At 63.3% G+C, this 24,012-nt stretch carries 22 protein-coding genes and 1 pseudogene; 16 read left to right on the top strand and 7 right to left on the bottom strand.

Translation table 11 applies throughout. From position 1 onward, the window contains the following. The first annotated feature begins 5 nt into the window (after nucleotides 1–5). The 4 genes from BKP54_RS01210 to BKP54_RS01195 are packed head-to-tail and all read left to right on the top strand — an operon-like array spanning nucleotide 6 to nucleotide 3,841. Nucleotides 6–941 carry an ABC transporter permease gene (locus tag BKP54_RS01210; protein ID WP_025430340.1) on the top strand — a complete coding sequence of 312 codons (936 nt, stop codon included), beginning with the start codon at nucleotides 6–8 and terminating at the stop codon, nucleotides 939–941. Continuing rightward, nucleotides 932–1,840 (top strand): ABC transporter permease, encoded by a 909-nt coding sequence (locus BKP54_RS01205; protein ID WP_084814050.1) that lies wholly within the window; start codon nucleotides 932–934, stop codon nucleotides 1,838–1,840. The genes BKP54_RS01210 and BKP54_RS01205 overlap by 10 nt, the downstream gene beginning before the upstream one ends. Further along, nucleotides 1,833–2,828, top strand: a complete 996-nt coding sequence (locus BKP54_RS01200) for an ABC transporter ATP-binding protein (protein ID WP_084814049.1) — start codon at nucleotides 1,833–1,835, stop codon at nucleotides 2,826–2,828. Before BKP54_RS01205 ends, BKP54_RS01200 begins: the two co-directional genes overlap by 8 nt. Next, on the top strand, nucleotides 2,825–3,841 hold the full coding sequence (locus BKP54_RS01195; RefSeq protein WP_025430337.1) for an ABC transporter ATP-binding protein: 1,017 nt from the start codon (nucleotides 2,825–2,827) through the stop codon (nucleotides 3,839–3,841). Before BKP54_RS01200 ends, BKP54_RS01195 begins: the two co-directional genes overlap by 4 nt. A gap of 178 nt (nucleotides 3,842–4,019) precedes the next feature. On the opposite strand, the gene BKP54_RS01190 is transcribed toward BKP54_RS01195, so the two are convergent. Beyond that, nucleotides 4,020–4,952, bottom strand: coding sequence for a LysR family transcriptional regulator (locus BKP54_RS01190; RefSeq protein ID WP_025430336.1), 933 nt, complete (start codon nucleotides 4,950–4,952; stop codon nucleotides 4,020–4,022). Between the two features lie 91 nt (nucleotides 4,953–5,043). On the opposite strand from BKP54_RS01190, the gene speB reads away from it, so the two are divergent. The 5 genes from speB to betA all read left to right on the top strand — a co-directional run bounded on the left by speB (nucleotide 5,044) and on the right by betA (nucleotide 11,009). Continuing rightward, the gene (speB, locus tag BKP54_RS01185; protein WP_084814048.1) at nucleotides 5,044–6,015 is read left to right on the top strand and encodes an agmatinase; all 972 of its coding nucleotides are present in this window, start codon (nucleotides 5,044–5,046) and stop codon (nucleotides 6,013–6,015) included. A 27-nt stretch (nucleotides 6,016–6,042) separates the two neighbouring features. Beyond that, nucleotides 6,043–7,551, top strand: a complete 1,509-nt coding sequence (locus BKP54_RS01180) for an aldehyde dehydrogenase family protein (RefSeq protein WP_057207132.1) — start codon at nucleotides 6,043–6,045, stop codon at nucleotides 7,549–7,551. 120 nt (nucleotides 7,552–7,671) lie between these two features. Next, complete coding sequence (locus BKP54_RS34825) at nucleotides 7,672–7,842, top strand: hypothetical protein (RefSeq protein WP_107027011.1); 171 nt, start codon at nucleotides 7,672–7,674, stop codon at nucleotides 7,840–7,842. Nucleotide 7,843: 1 nt separating this feature from the next. Then, nucleotides 7,844–9,307, top strand: coding sequence for a cytosine permease (locus BKP54_RS01175; protein WP_084814047.1), 1,464 nt, complete (start codon nucleotides 7,844–7,846; stop codon nucleotides 9,305–9,307). A 16-nt stretch (nucleotides 9,308–9,323) separates the two neighbouring features. Next, complete coding sequence (gene betA / locus BKP54_RS36325) at nucleotides 9,324–11,009, top strand: choline dehydrogenase (RefSeq protein WP_057221077.1); 1,686 nt, start codon at nucleotides 9,324–9,326, stop codon at nucleotides 11,007–11,009. A 203-nt stretch (nucleotides 11,010–11,212) separates the two neighbouring features. On the opposite strand, the pseudogene BKP54_RS36320 reads toward betA, so the two are convergent. After that, nucleotides 11,213–12,547 (bottom strand): annotated as a pseudogene (locus BKP54_RS36320) (PLP-dependent aminotransferase family protein); the annotation flags it as partial. A gap of 301 nt (nucleotides 12,548–12,848) precedes the next feature. Between BKP54_RS36320 and BKP54_RS01160 the strand changes: the two are divergent. The 6 genes from BKP54_RS01160 (at nucleotide 12,849) to BKP54_RS01135 (ending at nucleotide 18,643) form a co-directional block, all read left to right on the top strand. Beyond that, nucleotides 12,849–13,967 carry an ABC transporter substrate-binding protein gene (locus BKP54_RS01160; protein ID WP_084814045.1) on the top strand — a complete coding sequence of 373 codons (1,119 nt, stop codon included), beginning with the start codon at nucleotides 12,849–12,851 and terminating at the stop codon, nucleotides 13,965–13,967. A gap of 71 nt (nucleotides 13,968–14,038) precedes the next feature. Then, nucleotides 14,039–14,923, top strand: a complete 885-nt coding sequence (locus tag BKP54_RS01155; protein WP_057221074.1) for an ABC transporter permease subunit — start codon at nucleotides 14,039–14,041, stop codon at nucleotides 14,921–14,923. Then, complete coding sequence (locus tag BKP54_RS01150) at nucleotides 14,920–15,708, top strand: ABC transporter permease subunit (RefSeq protein WP_025430328.1); 789 nt, start codon at nucleotides 14,920–14,922, stop codon at nucleotides 15,706–15,708. Before BKP54_RS01155 ends, BKP54_RS01150 begins: the two co-directional genes overlap by 4 nt. Before the next feature lie 2 nt (nucleotides 15,709–15,710). Beyond that, nucleotides 15,711–16,769 (top strand): ABC transporter ATP-binding protein, encoded by a 1,059-nt coding sequence (locus tag BKP54_RS01145; RefSeq protein WP_084814044.1) that lies wholly within the window; start codon nucleotides 15,711–15,713, stop codon nucleotides 16,767–16,769. 63 nt (nucleotides 16,770–16,832) lie between these two features. Then, nucleotides 16,833–17,855 (top strand): TIM barrel protein, encoded by a 1,023-nt coding sequence (locus BKP54_RS01140; protein WP_084814043.1) that lies wholly within the window; start codon nucleotides 16,833–16,835, stop codon nucleotides 17,853–17,855. After that, a complete protein-coding gene (locus tag BKP54_RS01135; RefSeq protein WP_084814042.1) occupies nucleotides 17,852–18,643 on the top strand; it encodes an inositol monophosphatase family protein in 792 nt (263 codons plus the stop codon). Before BKP54_RS01140 ends, BKP54_RS01135 begins: the two co-directional genes overlap by 4 nt. Nucleotides 18,644–18,780: 137 nt before the next feature. Here BKP54_RS01135 and BKP54_RS01130 read toward each other — a convergent pair whose 3' ends face one another. Both BKP54_RS01130 and BKP54_RS01125 read right to left on the bottom strand, forming a co-directional pair. Continuing rightward, nucleotides 18,781–19,155: a VOC family protein gene (locus tag BKP54_RS01130; RefSeq protein WP_025430324.1), complete on the bottom strand. Its 375-nt coding sequence runs from the start codon at nucleotides 19,153–19,155 to the stop codon at nucleotides 18,781–18,783. Between the two features lie 346 nt (nucleotides 19,156–19,501). Continuing rightward, the gene (locus BKP54_RS01125) at nucleotides 19,502–20,206 is read right to left on the bottom strand and encodes an SDR family oxidoreductase (RefSeq protein ID WP_025430323.1); all 705 of its coding nucleotides are present in this window, start codon (nucleotides 20,204–20,206) and stop codon (nucleotides 19,502–19,504) included. Between the two features lie 107 nt (nucleotides 20,207–20,313). On the opposite strand from BKP54_RS01125, the gene gcvA reads away from it, so the two are divergent. After that, nucleotides 20,314–21,213 carry a transcriptional regulator GcvA gene (gene gcvA / locus BKP54_RS01120; RefSeq protein ID WP_084814041.1) on the top strand — a complete coding sequence of 300 codons (900 nt, stop codon included), beginning with the start codon at nucleotides 20,314–20,316 and terminating at the stop codon, nucleotides 21,211–21,213. A 234-nt stretch (nucleotides 21,214–21,447) separates the two neighbouring features. Here gcvA and BKP54_RS01115 read toward each other — a convergent pair whose 3' ends face one another. The 3 genes from BKP54_RS01115 to BKP54_RS01100 form a co-directional block, all read right to left on the bottom strand. Continuing rightward, on the bottom strand, nucleotides 21,448–22,317 hold the full coding sequence (locus BKP54_RS01115; RefSeq protein WP_051509330.1) for a DMT family transporter: 870 nt from the start codon (nucleotides 22,315–22,317) through the stop codon (nucleotides 21,448–21,450). A gap of 830 nt (nucleotides 22,318–23,147) precedes the next feature. Continuing rightward, a complete protein-coding gene (locus tag BKP54_RS01105) occupies nucleotides 23,148–23,393 on the bottom strand; it encodes a DUF982 domain-containing protein (protein WP_025430319.1) in 246 nt (81 codons plus the stop codon). 126 nt (nucleotides 23,394–23,519) lie between these two features. Then, a complete protein-coding gene (locus tag BKP54_RS01100) occupies nucleotides 23,520–23,822 on the bottom strand; it encodes a DUF982 domain-containing protein (protein WP_025430318.1) in 303 nt (100 codons plus the stop codon). Nucleotides 23,823–24,012 lie beyond the last annotated feature (190 nt).

Here is a 24,012-nt window from a genome sequence, read left to right as displayed (position 1 = left end):
GTACCTTGATCCACTTCATCAGCAAGCGGCTGAAGCATTCCCTGGTCCTTCTGTTCATGGCGTCCCTGGTTTGCTTCACACTCGTAGTGTCGGCACCCGGCAATGTTGCCGTCCTGATCGCGGAGCTTCGCGGGGCGGTCGCTACACCGGGCTATGTCGAACAGGTCGCCGAAGAGATAGGACTGCACAAGCCACTGCTGATGCGCTACGTGGATTGGCTTGGCGACGCTGTTCGCGGCGACTTCGGCATTTCCTACAGAACGGGACAGGACGTCAGCGCAGACCTGGCGAACCGGATGCTCGTGACCGGCCTCCTGATTGCAGGCTCGGCTGTGATCGCCGCCCTCATCAGCCTGGCTTTGGGTTTCCTCGGGGCCTTCTGGCCCTACAAACTGCCGGACCGCGTATCGCGCGGTCTGGCGCTCCTCGGCGCATCGACGCCGACGTTCTTCGTCGGGGCGCTGATGATCTATGGCTTCTCCGTCACCTTCCAGCTTCTACCGTCGTTCGGTTTCAACGGCCCCAAAAGCTGGATCCTGCCATGGCTCACCGTCGCCGTTCTGCCGGCCGCCGTCCTCAGCCGCGTCGTGCGGGTCGGTCTGGAGGAAGCGATGACGAGCCCCTTCGTTCTGACCGCCAAGAGCAAGGGTCTTGGTCGCACGGCCATATTGCTCCGTGAGGCGTTGCCCAACATCACGCCCCTCTTCATCAACGCGCTCGGCACCCAGGTCGGGCTGATGACGGCCACTGCGATCATCGTCGAACCGCTTTTCGCCTGGCAGGGCCTTGGGGATTACTTCCTCGCCGGCGTCCGCTTTCGCGACTTCATGGTGGTGCAGGCATGCCTGCTCATCTTCCTCACCTTCTTTATCGTGGTGAATCTGATCGTCGATCTAGCGGTTCTTTTGACCGATCCGCGCATTCGCCGCCAATGGAGCTGATCATGAACATGCTCAATCCTATCCTGGCCCGATTGAACAAGATGCCGCGGGCGGCATTGATTACCATCGGCCTATTCGTTGCTCTGGGTACTTTCGCGCCCTGGCTGGCGCCCCAGGACTCGAGCGCCCAAAACCTGCTGGAGGCCGGTCTCGGGCCAACGGCCGCACACTGGCTCGGAACCGATCACCTCGGTCGTGATACGTTTAGCCGTTTGATTATCGCTGCCAACACGTCGCTGGTGAGCGTCGGTTCGGTTCTCGGTATCGCCATGACCATCGGTATCGTGCTCGGAACGATCGCCGGTTACCACCGGGGCTGGGTGGACGACCTGCTGATGCGCATCGTTGATGTGGGTCTGTCCGTACCGAGCCTGATCATCTCGCTGGCCGTGATCGGGATCGTCGGTCCCGGATACTGGACGATGGTGCTGGCGCTGGCCCTTGCCTGGTGGCCCATGAGTGGGCGTATCAGCCGCGCCGTGGCAGTCAGCATCATGAGTAAGCCTCATATCGAGGCGCTGCGGGTGCTGGGAGCCAGTCCCTGGCGCATCTATTTCGGTCATCTCCTCCCCGGTACGATCGGTTCGGTGATGGTCTATGCGACGGCAGACGCCGGCACGGCCGCTCTGGCGGTTGCGACGCTGAGCTTCCTCGGCCTCGGCATTCAGCCGCCAACGCCGGAATGGGGCCAGATGCTCGTCGACGCGTTGCCCTATCTCGAATCCGACCCGCGTCAGGTTCTGTTGCCCGGGCTTGCCCTCACGGCCGCCGTCATCGGCTTCAACACCCTCGGGGAGTCCATCGCTCTCAACCGGATTCCAAAACCGCTCACTCGGCGCATGCTCGCAGCGCGTCGGCTTGAGGTCGCAAACTGGGGCAAGGAGAATTCCGATGCGTGACGAGCCGCTCTTGAACGTCAGCAATCTGACGGTCGATCTCCTAACCGCGAAATCGGCGGTGCGCCCCGTCGACGGTGTCAGCTATTCGGTCCGGCAGGGCGAATGTCTCGCCATCGTCGGCGAAAGCGGCAGCGGAAAGACGGTGATGAACTTCGCACCGCTCGGCCTGATGCCGACGGGCGTGACGACGATGCTGTCCGGCTCTGTCAAGCTAGAGGGGCGCGAACTGATCGGCTTGCCTGAGCCTGAAATCCAGAAGCTGCGCGGCAAGTCCGTCGGCTTCATCTTCCAGGATCCGATGAGCGCGCTTAACCCGGTGCGCCGGATCGGGCGGCAGATTGCCGAGATGGCCGAACTGCATCTCGACATGACGCCGAGGGCAGCCGAGGCACGTGCCCTCGAGCTCGTGAAGCTTGTCGGGATCTCCGATCCCGTGGCCCGGCTCCGGCAATACCCGCACGAGCTTTCGGGCGGGTTGAGGCAACGCATCGTCATCGCCATTGCCCTTGCGGGCGAGCCGAAGCTGCTGATCGCCGACGAGCCGACGACAGCCCTCGACGTGACGGTTCAGGCGCAGATCTTGCGGCTGCTGAAGGACGTGCAGCGTCGTCTCAACATGGCGATGGTGCTGATCACGCACGACATGGGGGTGGTCGCGGGTGCCGCCGACAACATCGTCGTCATGTACGCGGCGCGTGCCGCCGAATGCGGTCCGGTGGACAAGGTCCTCGTCAGCCCGCGTCACCCCTACACCAGGGGGCTGATCAACGCGATACCGAGGCGGGAGGATCCAATTGGGTCGGAGTTTCGAGGGCTCCCCGGCATTCCGCCGACGCTCGGCGCGCCGATCAAGGGCTGCGCCCTTGCGCCGCGTTGCGAGCTTGCCGTCCCCGCATGCAGCAATAGCCGCCCCCCTTTGGTCCGGTCGGACGACGGTGCGGTTCTCGTGGCTTGCCCCGTCGTCAATCAAGGAAAGGCTGCCGCATGACACACGCACCGGTTCTTAAAGTCGAAAATCTCCAGACGCGCTTCAAGAGCGTTCAGCGGGGCAAATTTGTCCATGCCGTCGACGATGTCTCGATCGAACTCTATCCCGGTGAGATCGTCGGGCTGGTCGGTGAATCCGGCTGTGGCAAGTCGACGCTCGGGCGCACCATCGTCGGCCTCGAGAAGGCGAGCAGCGGACGGGTGTTGCTCGACGGCGTCGACCTCAGCGGCCTTTCAGGCGCGGCCCTGCGCGATAGCCGTAGGGCGCTGCAATACGTCTTCCAGGATCCCTATTCGTCCTTGAACGATCGCCAGACGGTGGGGGAGGCCATCGATGAAGCGCTTGTCATCGCCGGCACCAGATCACCCGAGGAGCGGGATCGTCGCACGAAGGAGCTTCTGGATCAGGTCGGTCTGGCGTCCGCGGTCAGGGACCGTCACACGCGCGAGCTCTCGGGTGGTCAGCGCCAGCGTGTGGCAATCGCCAGATCGCTCGCCGTCAACCCGCGAGTGCTGATCTGCGACGAGCCGGTGAGCGCACTTGATCTTTCCATTCGTGCGCAGGTGATGAACCTGTTCCTGCGCCTGCAGAAGGATCTGGGCGTGGCATGCCTGTTCATCGCCCATGATCTTGCACTGGTGCGGCAGGCGGCTTCGCGGGTCTATGTGATGTATCTCGGCAAGATCGTCGAGCATGGTCCGTCCCAGGAACTTTACGACCATCCGGGCCACCCCTATTCGCAGATGCTGCTGGCGTCAGCACCGGAGGTGGATCCGCGTGTCGAGAAGCTCCGCAAGGGGCCGTTGATGATTGGCGAAGTCCCCAGTCCGACAAACCCACCGTCCGGCTGCCGGTTCCGAACGCGCTGCCCCCTGGCGGTGGACGACTGTGCCAAGGCTATACCGCCGTCCCATGGCCTTTCGCCGGGCCACAGCGCCGCCTGCATTTTTGCGCGGGATCTTCATCGAGGCAAGCGATCGGCGCTCCTTCAGCCCGAGGCATCGGTCGCGTGAAGCGCGAGGGCTGCTCGCCGACGAAGCGTGGTCGGCGGCGCTTTCTGCGACTTTAGAAGTTGCCATTCCCTCGCGTCCCCCTGATCAGGACGCGCGCCTGCCCCGCCATCAGGCGGGGCTTTTTTTTGTCCGACAATCGCTCAATCCAGATCCGCCATTTCCCAGAACGTCATCGGTGTCAGCTCGGCTTACGCACGCTTTCGGTAATCGCCTGCGCCATGGTCTCGGCTGCCCGGGAGGGTTTGTTGCGCGGGTAGGCGATGTGGAAGAGGTCTTCGAAGCTCATGCGCTCGGGGGCGAGCAGCCGCAGGCGGCCATCGCGCACCCATTCGTCTGCGTAGTGGTCGGGCAGGAAGCCGATATAGGCGCCGGATAGGAGCAGCAGCAGGGTCCCTTCCATATGCGGGGTCGCGGCCGCCCAGGTGAAGTTCACGCCGCAGATCGTCTCGTTCAGCATGTAGGTGCGCCCGGCGAAGGATTGTGTCTCCAGAACGGCGTCGGTTAGGTCGCCATCGGGTGTCGCGAAGAGCGGATGCCCCTCGGCGCAGTAGAGCTTCTGCATCTCGGAAAACGCCGGCTGGCTGCGGAAATGCGGCGTGACGCTGCCGACGGACGGCATGAGCACGATCTGGTAGGTGCCGTTCAGCAGGCCCTGATGCAGTACCTGCGGCGCGGCGACGTCGATTTCCAGGTGCACCCGCGGCGCCTTGGCATGAAAGGCGGCGAGCGCGCCCTGGAGGTCGAGGTTGCGGTTGGTGATCATGGCGTCCACGGTGCCGAAGCTGAGGCTGCCGGTAAGCTCTCCCTGCGCCTCGCCGATACGGCCCTGGAATTTTTCCAGCGAGCCGAAGAGTTCGAGGGCCGCTTCGTAGACGAGCCGCCCCTCGTCGGTGAGCAGGAAGCCGCCGCGTCCACGGCTGCACAGGCGCAGGCCGAGACGTTCTTCCAGATGGCGCATATGGGTGGAGATCGTCGCCTGCGTCATGCCCAGCGCTGATTGCGCGGCGGAAAAACCGCCGTGCTGCACGACCGAAGCGAAGACCCGCAGGAGCCGAAGCTCGGCATCGCCGAGCGAGAGATGGAGGACGCGGTGGCGGACCTTGTTGATCATTCATTGATTAATGCACAAGTGAACATGCAATCATAGATGCTTTTAAATGTATCTCCCTCCGGCACACTCCTTCCACCTATGGAGGGGTGACATGGCCAGCAATTCCTACGAAACCGGACGTTTGAACCTGCCGTTCGTCGGCATCTGCACGTTCGGCAAATATCCCTATCAGCCGGACTGGGACGCCATCGACGCCGATGTGGCGATCCTCGGCGCGCCGTTCGACTGCGGCACGCAGTGGCGGGCGGGCACCCGCTTCGGTCCACGCTCGATCCGCGAAGCTTCGACGCTGTTTTCCTTCGGCCACGGCGGCGCCTACGATCACGAGGACGACGTCACCTATCTGCCGAGCGGTGAGGTCTCGATCGTCGATATCGGCGATGCTGACATCGTCCACACCGACACGATGAAGAGCCACGCCAATATCGAATTCGGCGTGCGCAAGATCCTGGCTGCCGGCGCGCTGCCGGTGGTGCTGGGCGGCGACCATTCCGTCAACATCCCCTGTATCAATGCCTTTGCCGAGGACTGCGAAAAGAACGGCCCGATCCACATCGTCCAGATCGACGCCCATCTCGATTTCGTCGACGAGCGCCATGGCGTGCGCTACGGCCACGGCAACCCGATGCGCCGCGCCGCCGAAAAGCCCTATGTCAGCGGTCTGTCGCAGTTCGGCATCCGCAATGTCTCCTCCACCGCCAGGGAAGGCTACGAGGATGCCCGCAAGATGGGCTCCGACATCCTCTCGGTGCGCCAGATCCGCGCGCTCGGCACGGAAGCGGTGGCCGAACGGGTGCCGCCCGGCGCACGCTACTACGTCACCATCGACATCGACGGCTTCGATCCGTCGATCGCGCCGGGCACCGGCACGCCGTCGCATGGCGGATTCATCTACTACGAAGTGCTGGAAATTCTCGCCGCGCTTGTCAAGCGCGGCACGGTCGTCGGCATCGATCTCGTAGAGGTTGCACCGGACTACGATCATTCCGGTTCAACATCCACTTTGGCCGCACAGGTGCTCATGAACCTCATCGGTCGCGTCATGCATGCAAGGGGAACGTGAGGCCCAGGCCTACGAGGAGGACACGACATGGACGAAAACGTCCGCAATTATCTGGATCAATACGGCGTCAGCGACGCGACCCGGCGGTTTCTGGCGAAGCCCCAGAAGATGTTCATCGACGGAGCCTGGGTCGACAGCGGCAACGGTGCAACCTTCGACGTTTTCGAACCTTCCACGAGCGGCCTGGTAACCCGGGTGCCGTCAGGCACGACCGAGGATCTCGACCGCGCCGTCAAGGCCGCGCGCCGCCAGTTCGATGGGGGCGCCTGGCGCCGCCTCAAGCCGCTCGAACGCGAGCGCCTGATCCACCGCCTCGCAGACCTGATCGAAGCGCACGCCGACGAACTGGCGGAGATCGAAGCCATCGACATGGGCAAGTCGGTGACATTCGCCAGAGAGGTCGACGTTCAGGGCACGATCGATACCTTCCGATATTTCGCCGGCTGGGCCTCCAAGTTGCATGGGCGCACGGTCGAGCCGTCCCTGCCGGGCAATTACCTGGCCTATACCCGCAAGGAGCCCCTGGGCGTCGTCGCGGCCATCGTGCCGTGGAATTTCCCGCTCCAGACCATGGCCTGGAAGCTTGCAGCTGCCCTTGCAGTCGGCTGCACCACTATCGTCAAGCCGGCCGAGCTGACCTCGCTTGCGACCCTGCGCTTCGGCGAACTGGTGCAGGAAGCCGGCATTCCGGACGGTGTGGTCAACATTGTAACGGGCCGGGGCAGCGTGATCGGCGCGGCCATGTCGGCCCACCCCGGCATCGACAAGGTCACGTTCACCGGCTCGACGCCGGTCGGCCAGGAGGTCGGGCGCACGGCCGTCGGGCATCTCAAGCATGTGACGCTGGAACTGGGCGGCAAATCCCCCGTCCTGGTGCTCGACGATGCGGATCTGGCAAGTGCGGCCCGCGCGGTGGTCAACGGCGTATTCTTCAACTCCGGACAGGTCTGCGACGCCGGCACGCGCGTCTATGTCCAGCGCTCGGTCCATGACGCCTTCCTCGACGAATTGGTCGCCGTCACCCGCACGCTGAAGGTCGCGCCCGGACTGGACCGCGACTGCTATATCGGCCCCCTGGTGTCGGCGCAGCAGAAGAAGGTCGTTTCTGCGTATATCGAGGCCGGCCGCCGCGAAGGCGCCGAACTGATCCATGGGGGCGGCAGCCCCGATCGGCCGGGCCATTTCATCGAGCCCGCCATCTTCGCCCGCTGCAAACCCGAGATGAGCATCGTGCGGGAGGAGATTTTTGGCCCGGTGCTTGTGACCGATGCCTTCGACGAACTGGACGACGCGGTCGCGCTGGCGAACGACTCCGCTTTCGGCCTCGCCGCCGCCATCTACTCGAACGACTTGTCCCGTGTGCATGGGCTTATTCCGCGCCTTAACGCCGGCTCGATCTACGTCAACGCCCACAGCACCATCGATCCCTCCATGCCGTTCGGCGGCTTCAAGGCATCGGGCTTCGGCAAGGATCTGGGGCCGGAGCAGCTGGATTACCTGATGGAAACGAAGGCTGTCTGGATCACGCTGCCATGAGGCCCTGACCCATCGCCCGGCCGTCGCCCATGGGCGGCCGGTTCCAAGGATCGGCGGCTGATGGAGCCGCATTTCTCGCGGAAAGACGCCAGAAGGCGCGACGCGACAAGGGGAACGACAATGGAAGACAACGATACCGCCTGGCAAAACGAGCTGGCGCGCCGCGCCCGCATCTATGAGGATATCGAGGCGGGGCACCGCTTCGAGGGCACGATGACTGCGCTCGACTATACCGGCATGACCGTGTTGACGGTCGTGCTCGTCGCCGCCTTCTGGATCTGGGGGGCCTGAGATGACCGATCATGTCGCCCGTGGCGGTCTCTCGGCCGCAGAAATCGAACGCGAGGACGCCGCCCGCCACAGCGCCGCTGCCGAGCGCGGTGATGCGCCGCTCCTGCCCTCCGAGAGGCTCTGGGGCTTCTGGGAATTCACCTATGCCAATTCGGCGCTTGCCATCGCCACTTGGGCCTTCCTCATTGGCGGCGCGATTGGCCTGTTCGTCGGGCCGAAGGAAGGTATCGCCGCGATCGTCATCGGCAACATCGTTGGCGTGGTGCTGACGTCGCTCGCTACCACCTGCATGTCCGGGCGCTACGGTGTCGAACAGTTCATCGCGCTGCGCAGCCAGTTCGGCTACAACGGTAGCCGTGTTGTCTACGTTCTGGCCGTGGTGCTGCTCACCATGGGCTGGCTGGCGGTGCTCGCCATGATGTTCGGCCGCTCGATCGACGGCCTGATGGCCCTCAGCGCCGGTGAGGCGGCCAACCCGACTGGCGTCAAGATGGTCATTGCCGCGATCGGCGCCATCCTCGTCACCTGGTTCATCGTCGCCAAGGGCCCAACCTCGATCAAGTTCTTCAACATGGTCGTGTCACCGGCCCTGGTGATCCTGATGGGCGTGATGCTCTACCTCATCCTCAGTCAGCGGTCTTTCAGCGAGCTTCTGGCGCTGCCGGCGCTCGATCCGCCCTTCGAGGACAATACGCTGAACTTCATCGTCGCGGTGGAGGTCAATCTGGCCACCGGCTTCTCCTGGTGGCCCTATATCGGCAACCTGGCGCGCCTCACCAAGAACGAACGGACCGCCTTCTGGCCGAACATCCTCGGCATCTTCGGGGCGGCTGCCCTTGGCGAAATCGTCGGTCTGCTTGCGGCCGTCTCACTCGGCGAAAGCGATCCGACGATCTGGATGACCAAGATCGCCGGTCCGGTCATCGGCATCATTGCCCTGCTCTTCGTCGCCTTCGCCAACATGACCTCGATGGCGAACATCCTCTACACCTCCATCGTCGGGCTGCGCCAGGTCGGCACGGCGTCTGTGCGCCGCATTCCCTGGGGCACGGTCCTCTTCCTGTTCTGCCTCATCCCGCTCGGCCTGGTGGTGTTCTATCCGCAGATGTACGACGGCTTCTTCATTTTCCTCGTCTGGACCTCGGCGCTCAATTCTGCGCTCGCCGGCATCGGCATCGTCGACTACTTCTTCCTGCGCGGCCAGAAGCTCGACATGCGCAGCCTGCATGGCCCCCAGCAAAACGGTCCCTACCGCTTCTGGGGAGGCTTCAATCCCATCGGGCTCCTCGCCCTTGCCGTCGGCTGCATCGTCTACGTCGTCATCTTCAATCCGCAGACGCTCGCGAGCCTGCCGGCCTTCAAGTACCTGACCGCCTCCATACCCGCCTGTGTCGCGGCAGGTGCGGTCCACTACGTCCTGACCCGGCTCTTCGCCCGCGGGCGCGGCTGGGGCCAGTATCCGTAACCTTGGGAAAACCGTCATGACCGACACATACGACTACATCATCATCGGTGCCGGTTCGGCTGGCTGCGTGCTCGCCAACCGGCTCTCGGAAGACCCGGCCACGAAAGTCCTCGTGCTGGAATACGGCGGCAGCGACAAGTCGATTTTCATCCAGATGCCGACGGCGCTCTCCATCCCGATGAATGGCACGAAGTACAACTGGAAATACATGACTCTGCCGGAACCCGGCCTCGACGGTCGCCGGGTACACTGCCCGCGCGGGAAAGTCATCGGCGGTTCGTCCTCGATCAACGGGCTCGTTTACATGCGCGGCCACGCCCGCGACTTCGACGAGTGGGAGGAGCGGGGCGCGCGCGGCTGGCGCTATGCCAATTGCCTGCCCTATTTCCAGCGTGCCGAAAGCTGGCAGGACGGGGGCGACGCCTATCGCGGCGCTTCCGGTCCGCTCGCCACCAACGCCGGCAACCGCATGCAGAACCCGCTTTACCGCGCCTTCGTCGATGCCGGCCGCGAGGCCGGCTACATCGCCACCGCCGACCCGAACGGCCATATGCAGGAAGGCTTCGGGCCGATGCATATGACGGTGAAGGACGGCGTGCGCTGGTCGACGGCCAACGCTTATCTGAAGCCGGCGATGAGCCGGCCGAACCTCACGGTCATAACCCACGCCATGACGCGGCGTGTGATCCTTGAGGGGAAACGCGCCGTCGGTGTCGAATATGAGTTTGGCGGCACGCGCGTCGTGGCGAAGGCCAGCCGCGAGGTGCTGATCTCCTCCGGTCCGATCGGCTCTCCGCACCTGTTGCAACGCTCTGGCATCGGCCCGGCGGCGGTACTGCGAAAGGCGGGTGTCGCGGTGCTGCACGATCTGCCGGGCGTCGGTGAGAACCTGCAGGACCATTCCGAGGTCTATATCCAATATGCCTGCAAGGAGCCGATCACGCTCAACGGCAAGATGGGCCTTCTCAGCCGTGCCCTGATCGGTGCGGAATGGCTGCTGTTCAAGAAGGGACTTTCAGTCTCCAACCATTTCGAGAGCGGCGGTTTCATCCGTTCCGATGTCGCGCTCGAATGGCCGGACATCCAGTTTCATTTCCTGCCCGCCGCCATGCGCTACGACGGCAAGAAGCCGCTCGAGGGCCACGGCTTCATGGTGCTCACCGGGCCGAACAAGCCGAAGAGCCGGGGCCATGTCCGTCTGCGTTCGCCGGAGGCGCACGAGCAGCCGGACATCCTCTTCAATTATCTCGACCGCGAGGAGGACCGCGAAGGCTTCCGCCGCTGCCTGCGACTGACGCGCGAAATCATCGCCCAGCCGGCCTTCGACCGCTTCCGTGGCGAGGAGATCGCTCCCGGCACCAATGTGCGCAGCAATGACGAGATCGACGCCTGGGTGCGCGAGACGATGGAAAGCACCTATCACCCCTGCGGCTCCTGCCGCATGGGCGAGGATGCCATGGCCGTGGTCGACAGCGACCTGAAGGTGCGCGGCATCGCGGGACTGCGGGTCATTGACAGTTCCGTCTTCCCCACGGAGCCGAACGCCAATCTCAACGCGCCGACGATCATGCTGGCCGAGCGCGCCTCCGACATCGTGCGCGGCAATCCGATGCTCGCCGCCTCCAATGCGGACGTGGGTATTGCGCCCGGCGTCGGGGTGACCCAGCGCAGCGGTACGCCCGTGCGCGCCGTCCGGCACTGAGCTCGGTGGCGGCGATGTTGCGCGGCATAGGCTATATAATCGCCCGACGGGATTGCGACGACACCGAGGAGCCGCAGGACTGGGCTATCGCCATCGAGGCGTTCCTGAGCCGCATGGTCGCCCGTTGCGCCGTCATGTGCGGGCGATCGCCTCGCCAGGCGAAGAAGGTGAGGCTTCATGCGGTCTGTCGGAACGCCCGCATAGCCGAGGATGAGGGCGCCCGGCCGGGGTGTTGCGATCGTATAGTCGGACAGTGGGTAACATTGCAGCCCGGCATCGCGGACGGCGGCGTGCACGGCCCGGTCGTTCCGGCCATCCTCCAGCCAGGCAAGCGCGTTGAGCCCGCTGTCGGAGCAGTCGATGCGCGCGAGGCCGGCGAGCGTCGCCCGTCCGGCCTCCACGAACACCGCGCGGCGCTCCGCATAGAGGCCGCGCATGCGGCGCAGGTGGCTGGCAAAGTGGCCGCCGCCGATGAATTCGGCAAGGGCGAGCTGGGTTTCCACCGGGACGCTGCGGTGGATCAGTCCCGAAAGGCTGCGGAAGGAGCCGACGAGCTGCGGCGGCAGCACGAGATACCCGACGCGAATGCCGGGATAGAGCGCCTTGCTGAAACTGCCCGCATAGATGACCCGGTCATGGCTGTCGATGGACCGCATGGAGGGGAGTGGTGCACCGTCGTAGCGGAATTCGCTGTCATAATCGTCCTCGATGATCCAGGTGTCGTTCGTTCGTGCCCATTCCAGGAGCGTGAGCCGGCGCGGCAGCGACAGCGTCACCCCGAGCGGGTGGTGACGCGACGGCATGACGAAGGCGAGACGCGCGTCGGGATGGCGCGCCATGGCGCCCGCGATGTCCATGCCGTCGGCGTCGACATCGGCAGGGCAGAGGCGCAGCCCGAGCGTTCGAAACAGGTTGCTGGTCGTCACCGGGCCGGGATCCTCGAACCAGATGCCGTCGCCGGGATCGGCCAGCGCGAGCGCAGCGAGCGTGAAGGCGGCATGCCCGCCAGGGGTGATGACGATCTGTTCCGGATCGCAAGGGTCGCGCCGGTGAAGCGCCAGATATTCGGCGATCCTCTGGCGCAGCACCAGCTCGCCGGCGATATCGCCATAGCCCATGGCCACCGCCTTGCCGCTGCGCGTTACCGCATTCCAGCACTTGCGCCAAACGGCGAAGGGAAAGCGGTCGAGCGCCGGTTGGTTGGGCAGGAAGGGCTTATGCTCCATCTGGCCGATTTCGGCCGACACCGCGCGCGACAGTTCGCCGATCCGCGACAGCCGGGGCGCTGCGATATCCGGCGCGTCGCTACGGACAGGTGTGAGGCGCGGTTTCGTCAGTTGGCGCGGCAGGGCCGCCGAGACGAAGGTGCCAGCGCCCTGCCGTGCTTCCAGATATCCCTCCGCCCTCAGGTTCTCCAGCACCCGCACCAGGGTCTGGCGCGACAGGTCCAGTTCCTCGGCAAGGATGCGGCTTGCCGGCAGGCGCGTCCCCGCGCGCAGGTGCCCGCGCAGGATCGCCATGCGCAATTGGTCCTGCACCTGGCGGAATTTCGGCAGGGCGCTTGCAGCGTCGAGGCGAAGGAAGGGCAGGATCGGGCCTTCGAACTGTTTGGCCAAGGCGTGCCTCCGAAAATTGGTACAGTCAAATGCACCATAATGGACGTTTGATTGTTGTCCAATTGTTACATCCTGCCCTTACATAAAAACGCACCGATGCAGCTCCCGAGGACGCAGACAGGTGCAAGGGGAACCGGACGGGCGGCGACGCCGACGACCGGATGCAAGGACAGCACGCAGCCATCGCCCACGAACCGTCGCAGACGGTCAACAGGAGGACTCCATGAAACGCTACGTATCCCGCGCCGCGAGCCGCGCGTTCGTCTCCACGCTTGCCATTGCGGTCGCGCTACCGGGGCTTGCCCGTGCGGAAGCCCCGCAGGACCTCGTGGATGCCGCCACCAAGGAAGGCATGCTGACGGTGATCGCACTGCCACATGACTGGTGCAATTACGGCGAAGTCATTACCGGCTTCAAAGCCAAGTATCCGGGCATCACCGTCAACGAGCTGAACCCCGACGCCGGCACAGCCGATGAGTTGGAAGCGATCCGGGCCAACAAGGGCAATACCGGTTCGCAGGCGCCCGATGTCGTCGACCTCGGCCTCGCCTTCGCGCCGGCCGCAGCAGAAGAGGGCCTGCTTCAGCCCTACATGGTGGCGACCTGGGACGAGATCCCGGCCAACATCAAGGACGAAAAGGGCTATTGGTACGGCGACTACTACGGCGTCATGGCCTTCGGCGTGAACAAGGACCTGCTTGCAACCGCGCCGGCCGACTGGTCGGATCTCGCCAAGTCCGAATACTCCGGCGCCGTGGCGCTGACGGGTGATCCGCGCTCCTCGGCGCAGGCGATCCTCGCGCTGATGTCGGCGGGCGTTTCGCGCGGTGCCAAGCCCGGTGCCGATTCCGGCGCCAAGGGGCTGGAACTCTTCGCGGAGCTGAACAAGGCTGGCAACTTCGTGCCGGTACTCGGAAAGGCCGGCACGATCGCGCAAGGCCAGACCCCGATCGTCGCGGCCTGGGATTACAACCTGCTCGCCTGGCGCGACGGCCTGAAGGGCAACCCGCCAATGGACGTGGTCGTTCCGTCAAGCGGCGTGGTGGCCGGTGTCTATGTGCAGGCGATCTCGGCCTATGCGCCGCATCCCAACGCCGCCAAGCTCTGGATGGAGTATCTCTATTCCGACGAGGGCCAGATCGGCTGGCTGAAGGGCTACTGCCACCCGGCGCGCTTCAACGCCATGCTGAAGGCCGGCAAGTTCCCCCAGGCGCTTCTGGACAAGCTGCCGCCGGCGGAAGCCTATGAGAAGGCCATCTTCCCGAGCGTCGAGGAGCTCTCCGCCAACAAGACCGCCATCGTCGAAGGCTGGGACAAGGTCGTCGGCGCCAACGTGAAATAGGGTTCGCGTTTGCTACAGAGGCTCCGCTTGCCGCGGAGCCTCCCGCGGCTCCACCCTCAGGGAAAAATCCGATGACGACAAGCGCCGCATCCCTGCCGGCCGCCCTCAGGCCGCGGCAGGTTCGCAATTGGTTCGGGGTTGCCCCCTTCTTCATCTTCGCTCTGCTTTTCCTGATCCTGCCGACGTTCAACATCGTCGTCGGCGCGTTCCGCAATTCGGACGGGCAGGCAACGCTGGAAAACATCGGCAAGCTCTTCTCGCCGTCGATCCGGGGAGCCTTCTGGATCTCCATCGAACTCAGCCTGCTGACGGCGGTGCTCGGCTGCGTGATCGGTTTCCTTATCGCCGCCGCCATCTCGCTCGGCGACCTGCCGCGCCCGCTGCGCAACGGGATACTCACCTTTTCCGGCGTCGCTTCGAATTTCGCCGGCGTGCCGCTCGCCTTTGCCTTCATCGCCACACTCGGTCGCCTCGGTTTCGTGACGATGCTGCTGCGCAACTGGTTCGGCATCAACCTCTACGGCTCCGGCTTCAACATCGTCTCGTTCCTCGGCCTGGCACTCACCTATCTCTATTTCCAGATCCCGCTGATGGTGCTGATCATCACGCCGGCGCTGGACGGGTTGCGGCGCGAATGGCGCGAGGCGGCCGAAAGCCTGGGCGCGAGCGGTTTCCAGTATTGGCGCCTGGTGGCGCTGCCGGTGCTGTGGCCGTCGCTGCTCGGCACGCTGGCCCTGCTCTTCGCCAATGCCTTCGGCGCCGTTGCAACTGCCATCGCGCTCACCGGCTCGTCGCTCTCCATCGCGCCCATCGTGCTCTTCGCCCAGATCCGCGGCGACGTGCTCAACGATCCGCACCTCGGTTATGCCATCGCCTTTGCCATGATCGTTTTGACCGGCATCGCCAACGGCATCTACATCCTCCTGCGCATGCGCGCCGAACGGTGGGTAAAATGACGGGAAAACGCCTCTGGTCCTGGCTCGCCGTCGCTCTCGGCGGGCTCTATTTCCTGCTGCCGCTCCTCGGCATGTTCGATTTCTCGATGCGCATGACGCGCGGCGAATACAGTTTCGAGGCCTACCGTGTCGTGCTGGCCGATCCGCAGTTCCAGCAGACCTTCGGCTATTCGGTCGTACTGGCGCTCCTGACCATCGTGCTCGGCATCCTGATCGTCGTGCCGACGGCCTATTTCGTCAGGCTGCGCCTACCGGGCCTGCGCCCGGTTGTGGAATTCATCACGCTGCTGCCGCTGGTCATTCCGCCGATCGTCATCGTCTTCGGCTATATCCGCATCTACAACACTTCCTCGATCCTGCCGCTGACGGGAAGCTGGTGGGGCACGAACATCCTGCTGCTGTTCGGCTACGCGACGCTGTCGCTGCCATATATGTACCGCTCGGTGGACACCGGCCTTCGCACCATCGACATCGCGAGCCTCACCGAGGCGGCGCAAAGCCTCGGGGCCGGCTGGGCGCGCATCCTCGCCGCCGTCATCCTGCCGAACGTCTTCGTCTCGGTCATGTCGGGGGCATTCCTGACCTTCGCCATCGTCATCGGCGAATACGTCTTCGCAGCACTCCTCAACGTCAATTCCTTCGGTCCCTACATGGTGTGGATGGGCGGCAACCGGGCATACGAGCCCTCGGCACTCGCCGTGGTCGCCTTCGCCATCACCTGGGCCTGCATGGGATTGATGCAGCTTTTCACCCGCTTTTCCAAATTCTCCACCGTGAGGCGCTGACCATGGCCTTTCTCGACATTCATCATCTGGAAAAATCCTTCGGCGCGACGCGCGTCGTCAAGGATTTCAATCTTGGCATCGAAAAAGGCGAGTTCGTCTCCTTCCTCGGTCCTTCCGGCTGCGGCAAGACCACGGTGCTGCGCATGGTGGCGGGGTTCGAAACGCCGACTTCCGGTTCGATCCGCATCGACGGGCGGGACGTGACCCGCATTGCCGCCAACCGGCGCAACATCGGCATGGTGTTCCAGGCCTACGCGTTGTTCCCCAACCTGACGGTGGCCGACAATATCGGCTTCGGCCTCAAGGTGGCGGGCGAGGGCAAGGCCGCGATCCGCACCCGGGTCGCCGAGATGCTTGAGCTGATTGGCCTGCCGCAGCTGGGCGGCCGCTATCCCTTCCAGCTGTCCGGCGGCCAGCAGCAGCGCGTGGCGCTGGGCCGAGCGCTTGCCGTGCGCCCGCAGGTGTTGCTTCTCGACGAGCCCCTCTCGGCGCTCGACGCGAAAATCCGCGTCAGCCTGCGCGAGGAGATCCGCCGCATCCAGCGCGACCTCGGCATCACCACCATCTTCGTCACGCACGACCAGGAAGAGGCGCTCTCCATGTCGGATCGCGTCGTGGTCATGCATCAGGGCGTGGCAGACCAGGTCGGAACCCCGTTCGAGATCTACAACCGGCCGACAACGCGCTTCGTGGCCGAGTTCGTCGGCACGCTGAACCTCATCGACGCCGAGCTCACGGACGCCGCTGCCGGCCGGATCCGGCTGGGCGACGTGCCGGTGGCGCTGAACCGGACGCTGGCGGGGCGTTCCGGCGACCGCATCAGCCTGGCGCTTAGGCCGGAAACGGTGGCGTTGGGGCGCAAGCAGGACGGCAATGTCGTTCTCTCCGGCCATATCGCCGAGGTGCATTTCCTCGGTTCGGTGATCCGCGTCCGCGTCGCGGTCGCCGGCCAGCTCCTCTCGCTCGATACGTTCAACCAGCCCGACAGGCCGCCGCCGGCGATCGGCGCGCCAGTCGAGGTCAGCGTTTCGGAGCGCGACCTTCTGGTGCTGGCCGCCTGACGGCGGCGGATCGCCCGTCAACCAACACGATTATCTTGCGGAGGAACCGGCACCGTGAAGGATATGCCATGGAACGCCATGCCGCGCCCGGACTGGCGGGCGAAAATTGCAGCCCTTGCCGCTGAAAGCCGCGGCCGACTTGCCACGCGGGCGAGGAGCGCCCCGCTGTTTGCGCATGCCTATGCCTTTCATCTCAACATGCGCTTCGGCGGAATGACGCCGCTGCATCTCATCGAATTCGCCCAAGCGCAGCAGCTTTGCGGCATCAAGATCCATGTCGAGGACGGCGAGCAGGCAAGCCTGAGCCGGATGCCGGACGCGGCTCTGCAAGCCTTTGCGGAGGCTGTCGCGCGCCACGGGCTGGAACTGCATGTCGAGACCAGCACGACGGAAGCGGCCGGGCTCTCGGATGCCGTGCGCATCGCGCTTGCCGCCGGCGCCACCTCGCTGCGCTGCTATCCGCGTTACGAGGGTCGCATTTCCGAGATCGTCGAGTGGACGATCGCAGACCTGCGGCGCCTCGCCGATTTCGATCCGCAGGCGCAGCTGCGCTACACGCTCGAACAGCATGAGGACCTGACGTCCGAAGAGCTGATCCGTATCCTGCGGGCAGTCGACAATCCGCGCCTCGGCCTGCTGTTCGATTTCGGCAACATGATCAATGCCTACGAATTGCCGCTGCCGGCGCTGGCGCTGCAGGCGCCCTACATTGCCGAAGTGCATGTGAAGGATTGCCTCGTCCAGCCGGATCGTGGTGGCTGGGCCCATCTTGCCTGCCTGTCCGGCGAGGGGCATCTGCCGATGGCGGCGATGTTTGTGGAATTGCTGCTTCTGGGCGAAGACCGACCGCAGGTTCTGGCCTTCGGGTTGGAGGAGGAAGAAGGGTATTTCGCGCCCGCCCTGCGGTTGCCTTCGGATGGGCCGGACCCGTTCATTGCCGCCCGCCCGGCGAGCTTTACCGATATCGGGCCCGGCAATCTGACAGCGCGTCTGCGGCAGGAGGCCGCCGCCGCCCAAAGGCAGGTCGAGACTGTCAGAACCCTGTTGCGTGAGATTGCGACCGAAGCCGAAAGGAACCAAGCATGACGCCTGCACAAACCTGCCCGCCGGCCTTTCTGGCGCTCGCCCACGCCATGGCGGACGCTGCCGCCGATGTGATCCGCCCGTATTTCCGCCAGCGCCTTGCCATCGACGCCAAGGCCGATGCCAGTCCCGTCACCATCGCCGACCGCGATGCGGAAGCAGCGATGCGGCAAATGATCGAGGTCCATTTTCCCGATCACGGCATCAGGGGCGAGGAGTTCGGCGCCTGCCGGACGGATGCCGAATGGATCTGGGTGCTCGATCCCATCGACGGCACGAAATCCTTCGTCTCCGGCTCGCTCGCCTTCGGCACGCAGATCGCCCTTCTTTATCGCGGTGAACCCATGCTCGGCATGATCAATCAGCCGATCACGGACGAACGCTGGCTCGGCCTGCCCGGCACGCCGGCGACCCTCAACGGCGACCCGATCCGAACCAGCGATCGAACGGCTATCGACCGGGCGATTCTCTACACCTCTGCCCTGGAACAGTTCGATCGCGAACGCCATAGCCAATTCGCCGAGTTGGCCGCAAAGGTCCACTTCACCCGGTTCTCGCACGACTGCTACGCCGCCGGCCTCCTGGCCTTCGGCAGCATCGATCTCCTCGTCGAAAGCAATGTCTTCGACTACGATATTCTCCCGCAGATGCCGATCGTGCTCGGCGCCGGCGGCATTGTGACGGATTGGGAAGGCAGACCACTCGCGGACGCGCGCCGGTATGACACCGTGTTGATGGCGGCGAACGAAAAAATCCATCGGGCCGCACTGGAGGCTCTTCGTCGAGCGTGATGTCCGACGCTGAACCCGGCCAAGGCGTTGATCCGGTGTCGGTTTTTGGGTCTGGAAGCAGACGGTCAACGCTTGACATGAGCGGCGGCGGCCGGTGGGGGGGAGGTCCGCTTGTGGTCGTCCCCGCGATGGAAGGGTTAGGCCCCCGGTTCGTGGCAAACCACTTCGATATTGTGCCCGTCCGGACCAATGACGAAAGCTGCATAGTAGTTCGCGTGGTAGTGCGGGCGCAGACCGGGCGCACCATTGTCTTTGCCGCCCGCCTCCAGAGCGGCGCGATAGAAAGCTTCGACCTGCTGGCGATTGTCGGCCGTGAACGCCAAATGAAGATGCGCCGGCTTCTCCTCGGTTTGGTACAGGCACAGTGAAGCCTTGCCCTTTGGGCTAAGCTCGACACCGTATGTCGGCGGCCCCTCCGCGACGACAGCTACACCGAGCGGTTCGAGTGCGCTCAGGAAGAACGCTTTGCTCGCTGCATAGTCGCTCACTCCGAATTTGACGTGGTCAAACATGAGTTCTCCTGAAATGTGTCGGCCGTGCCTCACGGAGAAGCAGCCGGAGCGTGCCGCCTGCTGCGCCTTGCGCTGCAAAGCGGTCCTTCGCGGCCGTTTTGCGTGTCAGAGCTTAATGGCATGGCTCAGCCATCAATGGCAAGGAACAGGGGCGGGGTGCCCAGAAGGGTAGCGCCCCAATGAGTGAGCCCGCAGTGCACGCAGACTGAGCCGGCCATTGAGGTTGTACAGGCCCGTAGACCGGGCCGGTAAAATGCCGGTCTCTCAGGCCTGGATGGAGGAAATCGGGATCCCACCCAACAATCCTTGACCCGAACCTTCTCACATGACGATACAACAGCAGCGATCACACGGAGCGCGTGATGCCGCCGTCAACACGAATGTTCTGGCCCGTGATGTAGGCCGCACCATCGGAGGCAAGAAATGCCACCGTTGCGGCGATTTCGTCGCTGGTGCCATACCTTTTCATAGGCACGCCTTCGCGCCGTTCCTCGGTGGCCGGAAGGCTGTCGATCCAGCCGGGCAGGATATTGTTCATGCGGATATTCTCGGCCGCATAGGTGTCGGCAAACACCTTTGTGAAGGAGGCAAGGCCCGCGCGCGCCACCGCCGAGGTCGGAAACATGGCGCTTGGTTCGAATGCCCATGCGGTGGAGATGTTTATGATCGAGCCGGATTTCTGGCCTTGCATTATGGGCGTTACCAGCCGTGTCGGTCGCACGGCATTCAGGAAGTAAACGTCGATTCCGGTGTGCCAGTCCTCATCCGTAATCTCAAGGATCGGCTTCCTCGGCCCATGCCCTGCGCTGTTCACCAGCACGTCGATCCGGCCCCAACGGTCCACCGTACCATCCACCAGGCGCTTCAGGTCGTCGTTGGATTGGTTCGATCCGGTGAGGCCAAATCCGCCGAGTTCCTGCGCCAGCGCCTCTCCCTTGCCCGAGGATGACAGGATGGCCACCTTGAACCCGTCAGCGGCCAGACGCCGGGCCGAGGCCGCACCCATACCAGAACCACCCGCCACGACGATCGCCACTTTTTCTGCTGACATATTCGTTTCCTTCATCGGGATTTGCGTTAATTGCCCACAGTGATAGCATCTTTCGTCTAGGCTCACGAACCAGAACAACACTTATCATCCAGTAGAAAAACTATCGCATGGCTGACGGTAATCGGCGACTTCCGCCGCTGAACGCATTGCGTGCCTTCGAGGCCGCATCGCGACATCTGAACTTCCGCCTCGCCGCTGAAGAGTTGGGAGTGACGCAGGGTGCAGTCGCGCAGCAAGTGCGCGGTTTGGAAACCTCCCTCGGCCTGAAGCTATTCGAGCGCCATACGCGGACGCTTGCGCTCACCGACGTTGGGCGCAGCTATGTGGGCAATATCAGCCGCGCCTTCGAACTGATTTCCGATGCGACGGAAGCCCTGAAACCCGAACCACGGCATCTGACCATCAGCGTGACGCCAACCTTCGCGTCACGCTGGCTGATCCCACGGTTGCCGGACTTCACGGAGATGCATCCCGACATCGGCCTGCGCATTCTGGCGACCGACCGGATCTCCAATTTCCAAACCGACGCGGTGGACTTGGCGGTGCGCTACGGGCGTCCGCCCTTCGGACCGGGTCTGATCGCCGACCTCCTGTACGAAAACGTGATCGTTGCTGTCGCAAGCCCTCTGTTGATCGAGAAGCTTGGACCGCCAACACAGCCTGAAAATCTCAGCCATTATGCGTTGCTACATGATGCCCATGATTTCTGGCCCCAGTTTCTGGATGTTGCCTTTCCCGCAGGGGTCGCCACCTCGGGCAAGAACATCCGGTTCAACCAAACCTCGCTCGCGATCGAGGCAGCGGCGGCAGGGCAGGGCCTCGCTCTCGCCAGCCTGTTCTTCGTGACGGACGATCTGGGTTCCCGTCGTCTTGTCCGCCCGTTCACGCCAGAATTGCGCGTTGGAGCGGACTTCTATCTGGTCTCGCCTCGCAAGCCGCGCCACCCGGCCGCTGTTCTGGAGGTTCGAGAATGGATGAGCGCGGCCAAGGCGGGTAGGATGGGCTGAGACATCGGATCAATCACAGCGGTTATGTGATTGTGTTCCCGCCATCGCGGTTGGACGTTTTGCAACGTCGCGGCACAGGGACTTTTGCCGCCGCCGATTGTCTCTCTTGCTCCGCTCCTCTCGTTGTTATGCCTTTCTTGGAAAAAGGTATAACTCGAATGAAAACATACCAACGTCGAAATCACCCGCCGCGAGGCACTGGCCTTTGGACGCGGATGGCGCCCACAATCCTGCCTACGACCGCTTCGTCAATTGATGTTCTCGCCAGATGGTGAAAAGGCCCGCGCCGACGACGATGAGAGCGCCTGCGATCATGTTGTGCGTTAAATTCTCGTCGAACAACATCACCGCTACAATGACATTGAGAACCAGCTGAAAATAGGTGACAGGCTGAACTTCGGCGGCAGGCAGCAGCCCATACGCCCTGATCAGGAAGTAGTGACTGAGCGTACCGCAGACGCAAAGCGCTGCCAGCGCAAGCCAGTCGAAAGTCTGGACTTCGGTCCAATAGAAGGGGCCAATGAGTGAAATCGCGAGAGCACCGACGACGCCGGCATAAAAGAGGCTTGTGACTGCCGAATCCTCATGGCTGACCGCGCGCGTGGCGATGCTGTAGAGCGCAAACAGCACGGATGCTGCGAGCGGCAGAAGAAGCGACATGTCGAAGTGAACATCTACGGGGTTTATGATCACCAAAACGCCAATCAGTCCAACCAGTACCGCCGTGCCGCGCCGCCATCCTACCGTCTCTCCCAGCAGCGGAATTGACAGGACCGTGATGATCAGCGGCGTTGCCTGAAAGATCGACTGGCTCATGGCGAGCCCGGCATGAACGTAGGAAAAGACGATGATGACGATTTCCGCGACGAGCAAAAGTCCGCGTGCAATCTGTAACCAAGGATGACGCGTCTGAACGGCGCGGCGATATCCGCCCGGTGACGATGCGGCGAAACAGAATACGAAGAGCGCAAACGCCCAGAACCGTATCATGGTTATGAAAAGCGCCGGGTAACGGTCACCAAGGTACTTGGTGATGGCGTCCTGGGCGGCGAAAATGCAGATCGCCAGGAAGGCGAAGAGGTAGCCGCGGGTCTTGGAGCTCATCACACACATACTCAGAATCGTTGACGATCCTGAATAGCATAGTCCTTGGGTCAAAGTCCGGTGCGAGCCGGCATGTTGTCGACGGCGCGGTGATGAAGCCAATGAAAAAAGGCTTGCAATCGTCACTCGGTCGCATGCGGCCGTGGCGGTCGACGCCAGCCCACCCTTTTCTCACATAAGGTTCGAGAGGAGGCGTCCTGTCCGCTTTAGCGCCGCTCATAATTCCGACCGGGAAGGTCAGGGCGGAAAATCTCTGCCTTTGAGCGTGAGGTGGGCCGGGAGGGGGAAGGCGAAATCACTGCGCGCGCGTCATTTGCGCTTTCCGAGGCAGCGCTTCCCGCGTGTCACGTTCGGTACTTGTATCAATCGATATTGACACCGTCACCGACGGGGGCTGCCCAGTGGTAAAAGAGGTCGCGTCGCTGGCGACTCCTATCGGTAACGAGGCGCCTTCCAGCGTATTGGTTCGCGGGCCACTTTCACACTCGTCAAACGATCTGCACCGCAGTTGGGTCAACGAAAGCGCGGTCGTTTGGGCGGGGCGTTGGTTTCGAGCTCATGTCTGCTCGCGAACTTGCCCAACAGGGAAAGGAGCCTGCCCTGATCCCTGCTGCTTATGCTGTGGCGGATGCAATGCTCCACGACGTCGAACACAGGTTGGTGGGGCTGCGAACGCAGTTTTTGATCATTGATATGTTTGGACATGAGCGTACCTCCGGCCAGATAACGCCGGGAAGGGCCGACGAGTTCCCTTCGTGCGGCCGCTTTCGGCGCCTCGTTTTCACGACGCCGCAATTCAGTATGTGCAAGACGAAGGCGGCAGCGTGATGTCAGTGCAGTTTTGTAATCTTGGCCTCGGCGATTGCCTCGACAAACGCCTCACGGGCTTGTTCCCAAGGGTAGGTACCAAGCATTGCGTCCGTGCACTTGTTGAGGGCGTCGGTGAAGGCGACGCCATAGTCTACCGGCCAGCTGTCGTTAAGCAAAGTAGCTGCCCGCGCGGGCGTCCAAACCATCTGCACTCCGTCGAGGTCGGGAAGCTGGATGATGACGCATTCGTTCCAAGTTTCGATCATCGCCCTGTCCTTTTCTTAGCAGGGATAACGATCGGATGCAGCCTTCGTTCCGAAGCGGTCCCGGCAGAAGCAGGGCCCCGGTTTGCGTGGATCGCCGGAGGTCGTTCCGTGATCGCCAATGTAACCTTACGCAGCCCTTTGAGGATTGCTGCCCCGGGGCACCTCCACCTGCTCAAATGCAGCAGTGGCCGGCAAACCGGCTTCAAGACACGCTGCGATGAACGCTTCGCGCGCGACGGCGACTGGGGTCGCCCGCTGAAGTGCACCGCGGCAAGTCCTGACCGCGCGCTCGTAGCGCTGTCCTCGACGAAGCGGCCACTCATTTTCCAGGAAATCAAGAGCCTCATAGACGGACGAGAAGACGTGATGCGTGCCGTTCTGAAACTTTACCAAGAGCGGCACAGACCATGGCATTTCCGCAATGAACATGGGTTCCTCCTTCACATGCAAGCGGATGAAGAAAGACAGTTTAAATTAGGTGCAGCGAATGGATGTTCAAGCGGGCAATTGACGCCCGCAAAGAATCGGCCCCTGCGGGAGGGGCCGAGAGAACGACAGCTGTTGCCGGGGGGCTGCCAGCTGTCATGGGGTGTCCATAAAACGCGGGCGCTGGCGAATT

This window comes from Ensifer sp. 1H6 (assembly GCF_001976035.1).
Taxonomy (GTDB): Bacteria; Pseudomonadota; Alphaproteobacteria; order Rhizobiales; family Rhizobiaceae; genus Ensifer; species Ensifer canadensis.
Note: the sequence above shows the minus strand (reverse complement) of the source record. Positions and strands in the feature narration are given on the sequence as shown.

Coding starts and splice junctions, on each gene's coding strand:
- BKP54_RS01205 (WP_084814050.1), top strand. CDS start 932: ATGGAGCTGATCATGAACATGCTCAATCCTATCCTGGCCCGATTGAAC.
- BKP54_RS01200 (WP_084814049.1), top strand. CDS start 1,833: ATGCGTGACGAGCCGCTCTTGAACGTCAGCAATCTGACGGTCGATCTC.
- BKP54_RS01195 (WP_025430337.1), top strand. CDS start 2,825: ATGACACACGCACCGGTTCTTAAAGTCGAAAATCTCCAGACGCGCTTC.
- BKP54_RS01190 (WP_025430336.1), bottom strand. CDS start 4,952: ATGATCAACAAGGTCCGCCACCGCGTCCTCCATCTCTCGCTCGGCGAT.
- speB (WP_084814048.1), top strand. CDS start 5,044: ATGGCCAGCAATTCCTACGAAACCGGACGTTTGAACCTGCCGTTCGTC.
- BKP54_RS01180 (WP_057207132.1), top strand. CDS start 6,043: ATGGACGAAAACGTCCGCAATTATCTGGATCAATACGGCGTCAGCGAC.
- BKP54_RS34825 (WP_107027011.1), top strand. CDS start 7,672: ATGGAAGACAACGATACCGCCTGGCAAAACGAGCTGGCGCGCCGCGCC.
- BKP54_RS01175 (WP_084814047.1), top strand. CDS start 7,844: ATGACCGATCATGTCGCCCGTGGCGGTCTCTCGGCCGCAGAAATCGAA.
- betA (WP_057221077.1), top strand. CDS start 9,324: ATGACCGACACATACGACTACATCATCATCGGTGCCGGTTCGGCTGGC.
- BKP54_RS01160 (WP_084814045.1), top strand. CDS start 12,849: ATGAAACGCTACGTATCCCGCGCCGCGAGCCGCGCGTTCGTCTCCACG.
- BKP54_RS01155 (WP_057221074.1), top strand. CDS start 14,039: ATGACGACAAGCGCCGCATCCCTGCCGGCCGCCCTCAGGCCGCGGCAG.
- BKP54_RS01150 (WP_025430328.1), top strand. CDS start 14,920: ATGACGGGAAAACGCCTCTGGTCCTGGCTCGCCGTCGCTCTCGGCGGG.
- BKP54_RS01145 (WP_084814044.1), top strand. CDS start 15,711: ATGGCCTTTCTCGACATTCATCATCTGGAAAAATCCTTCGGCGCGACG.
- BKP54_RS01140 (WP_084814043.1), top strand. CDS start 16,833: ATGCCATGGAACGCCATGCCGCGCCCGGACTGGCGGGCGAAAATTGCA.
- BKP54_RS01135 (WP_084814042.1), top strand. CDS start 17,852: ATGACGCCTGCACAAACCTGCCCGCCGGCCTTTCTGGCGCTCGCCCAC.
- BKP54_RS01130 (WP_025430324.1), bottom strand. CDS start 19,155: ATGTTTGACCACGTCAAATTCGGAGTGAGCGACTATGCAGCGAGCAAA.
- BKP54_RS01125 (WP_025430323.1), bottom strand. CDS start 20,206: ATGTCAGCAGAAAAAGTGGCGATCGTCGTGGCGGGTGGTTCTGGTATG.
- gcvA (WP_084814041.1), top strand. CDS start 20,314: ATGGCTGACGGTAATCGGCGACTTCCGCCGCTGAACGCATTGCGTGCC.
- BKP54_RS01115 (WP_051509330.1), bottom strand. CDS start 22,317: ATGAGCTCCAAGACCCGCGGCTACCTCTTCGCCTTCCTGGCGATCTGC.
- BKP54_RS01105 (WP_025430319.1), bottom strand. CDS start 23,393: ATGATCGAAACTTGGAACGAATGCGTCATCATCCAGCTTCCCGACCTC.
- BKP54_RS01100 (WP_025430318.1), bottom strand. CDS start 23,822: ATGTTCATTGCGGAAATGCCATGGTCTGTGCCGCTCTTGGTAAAGTTT.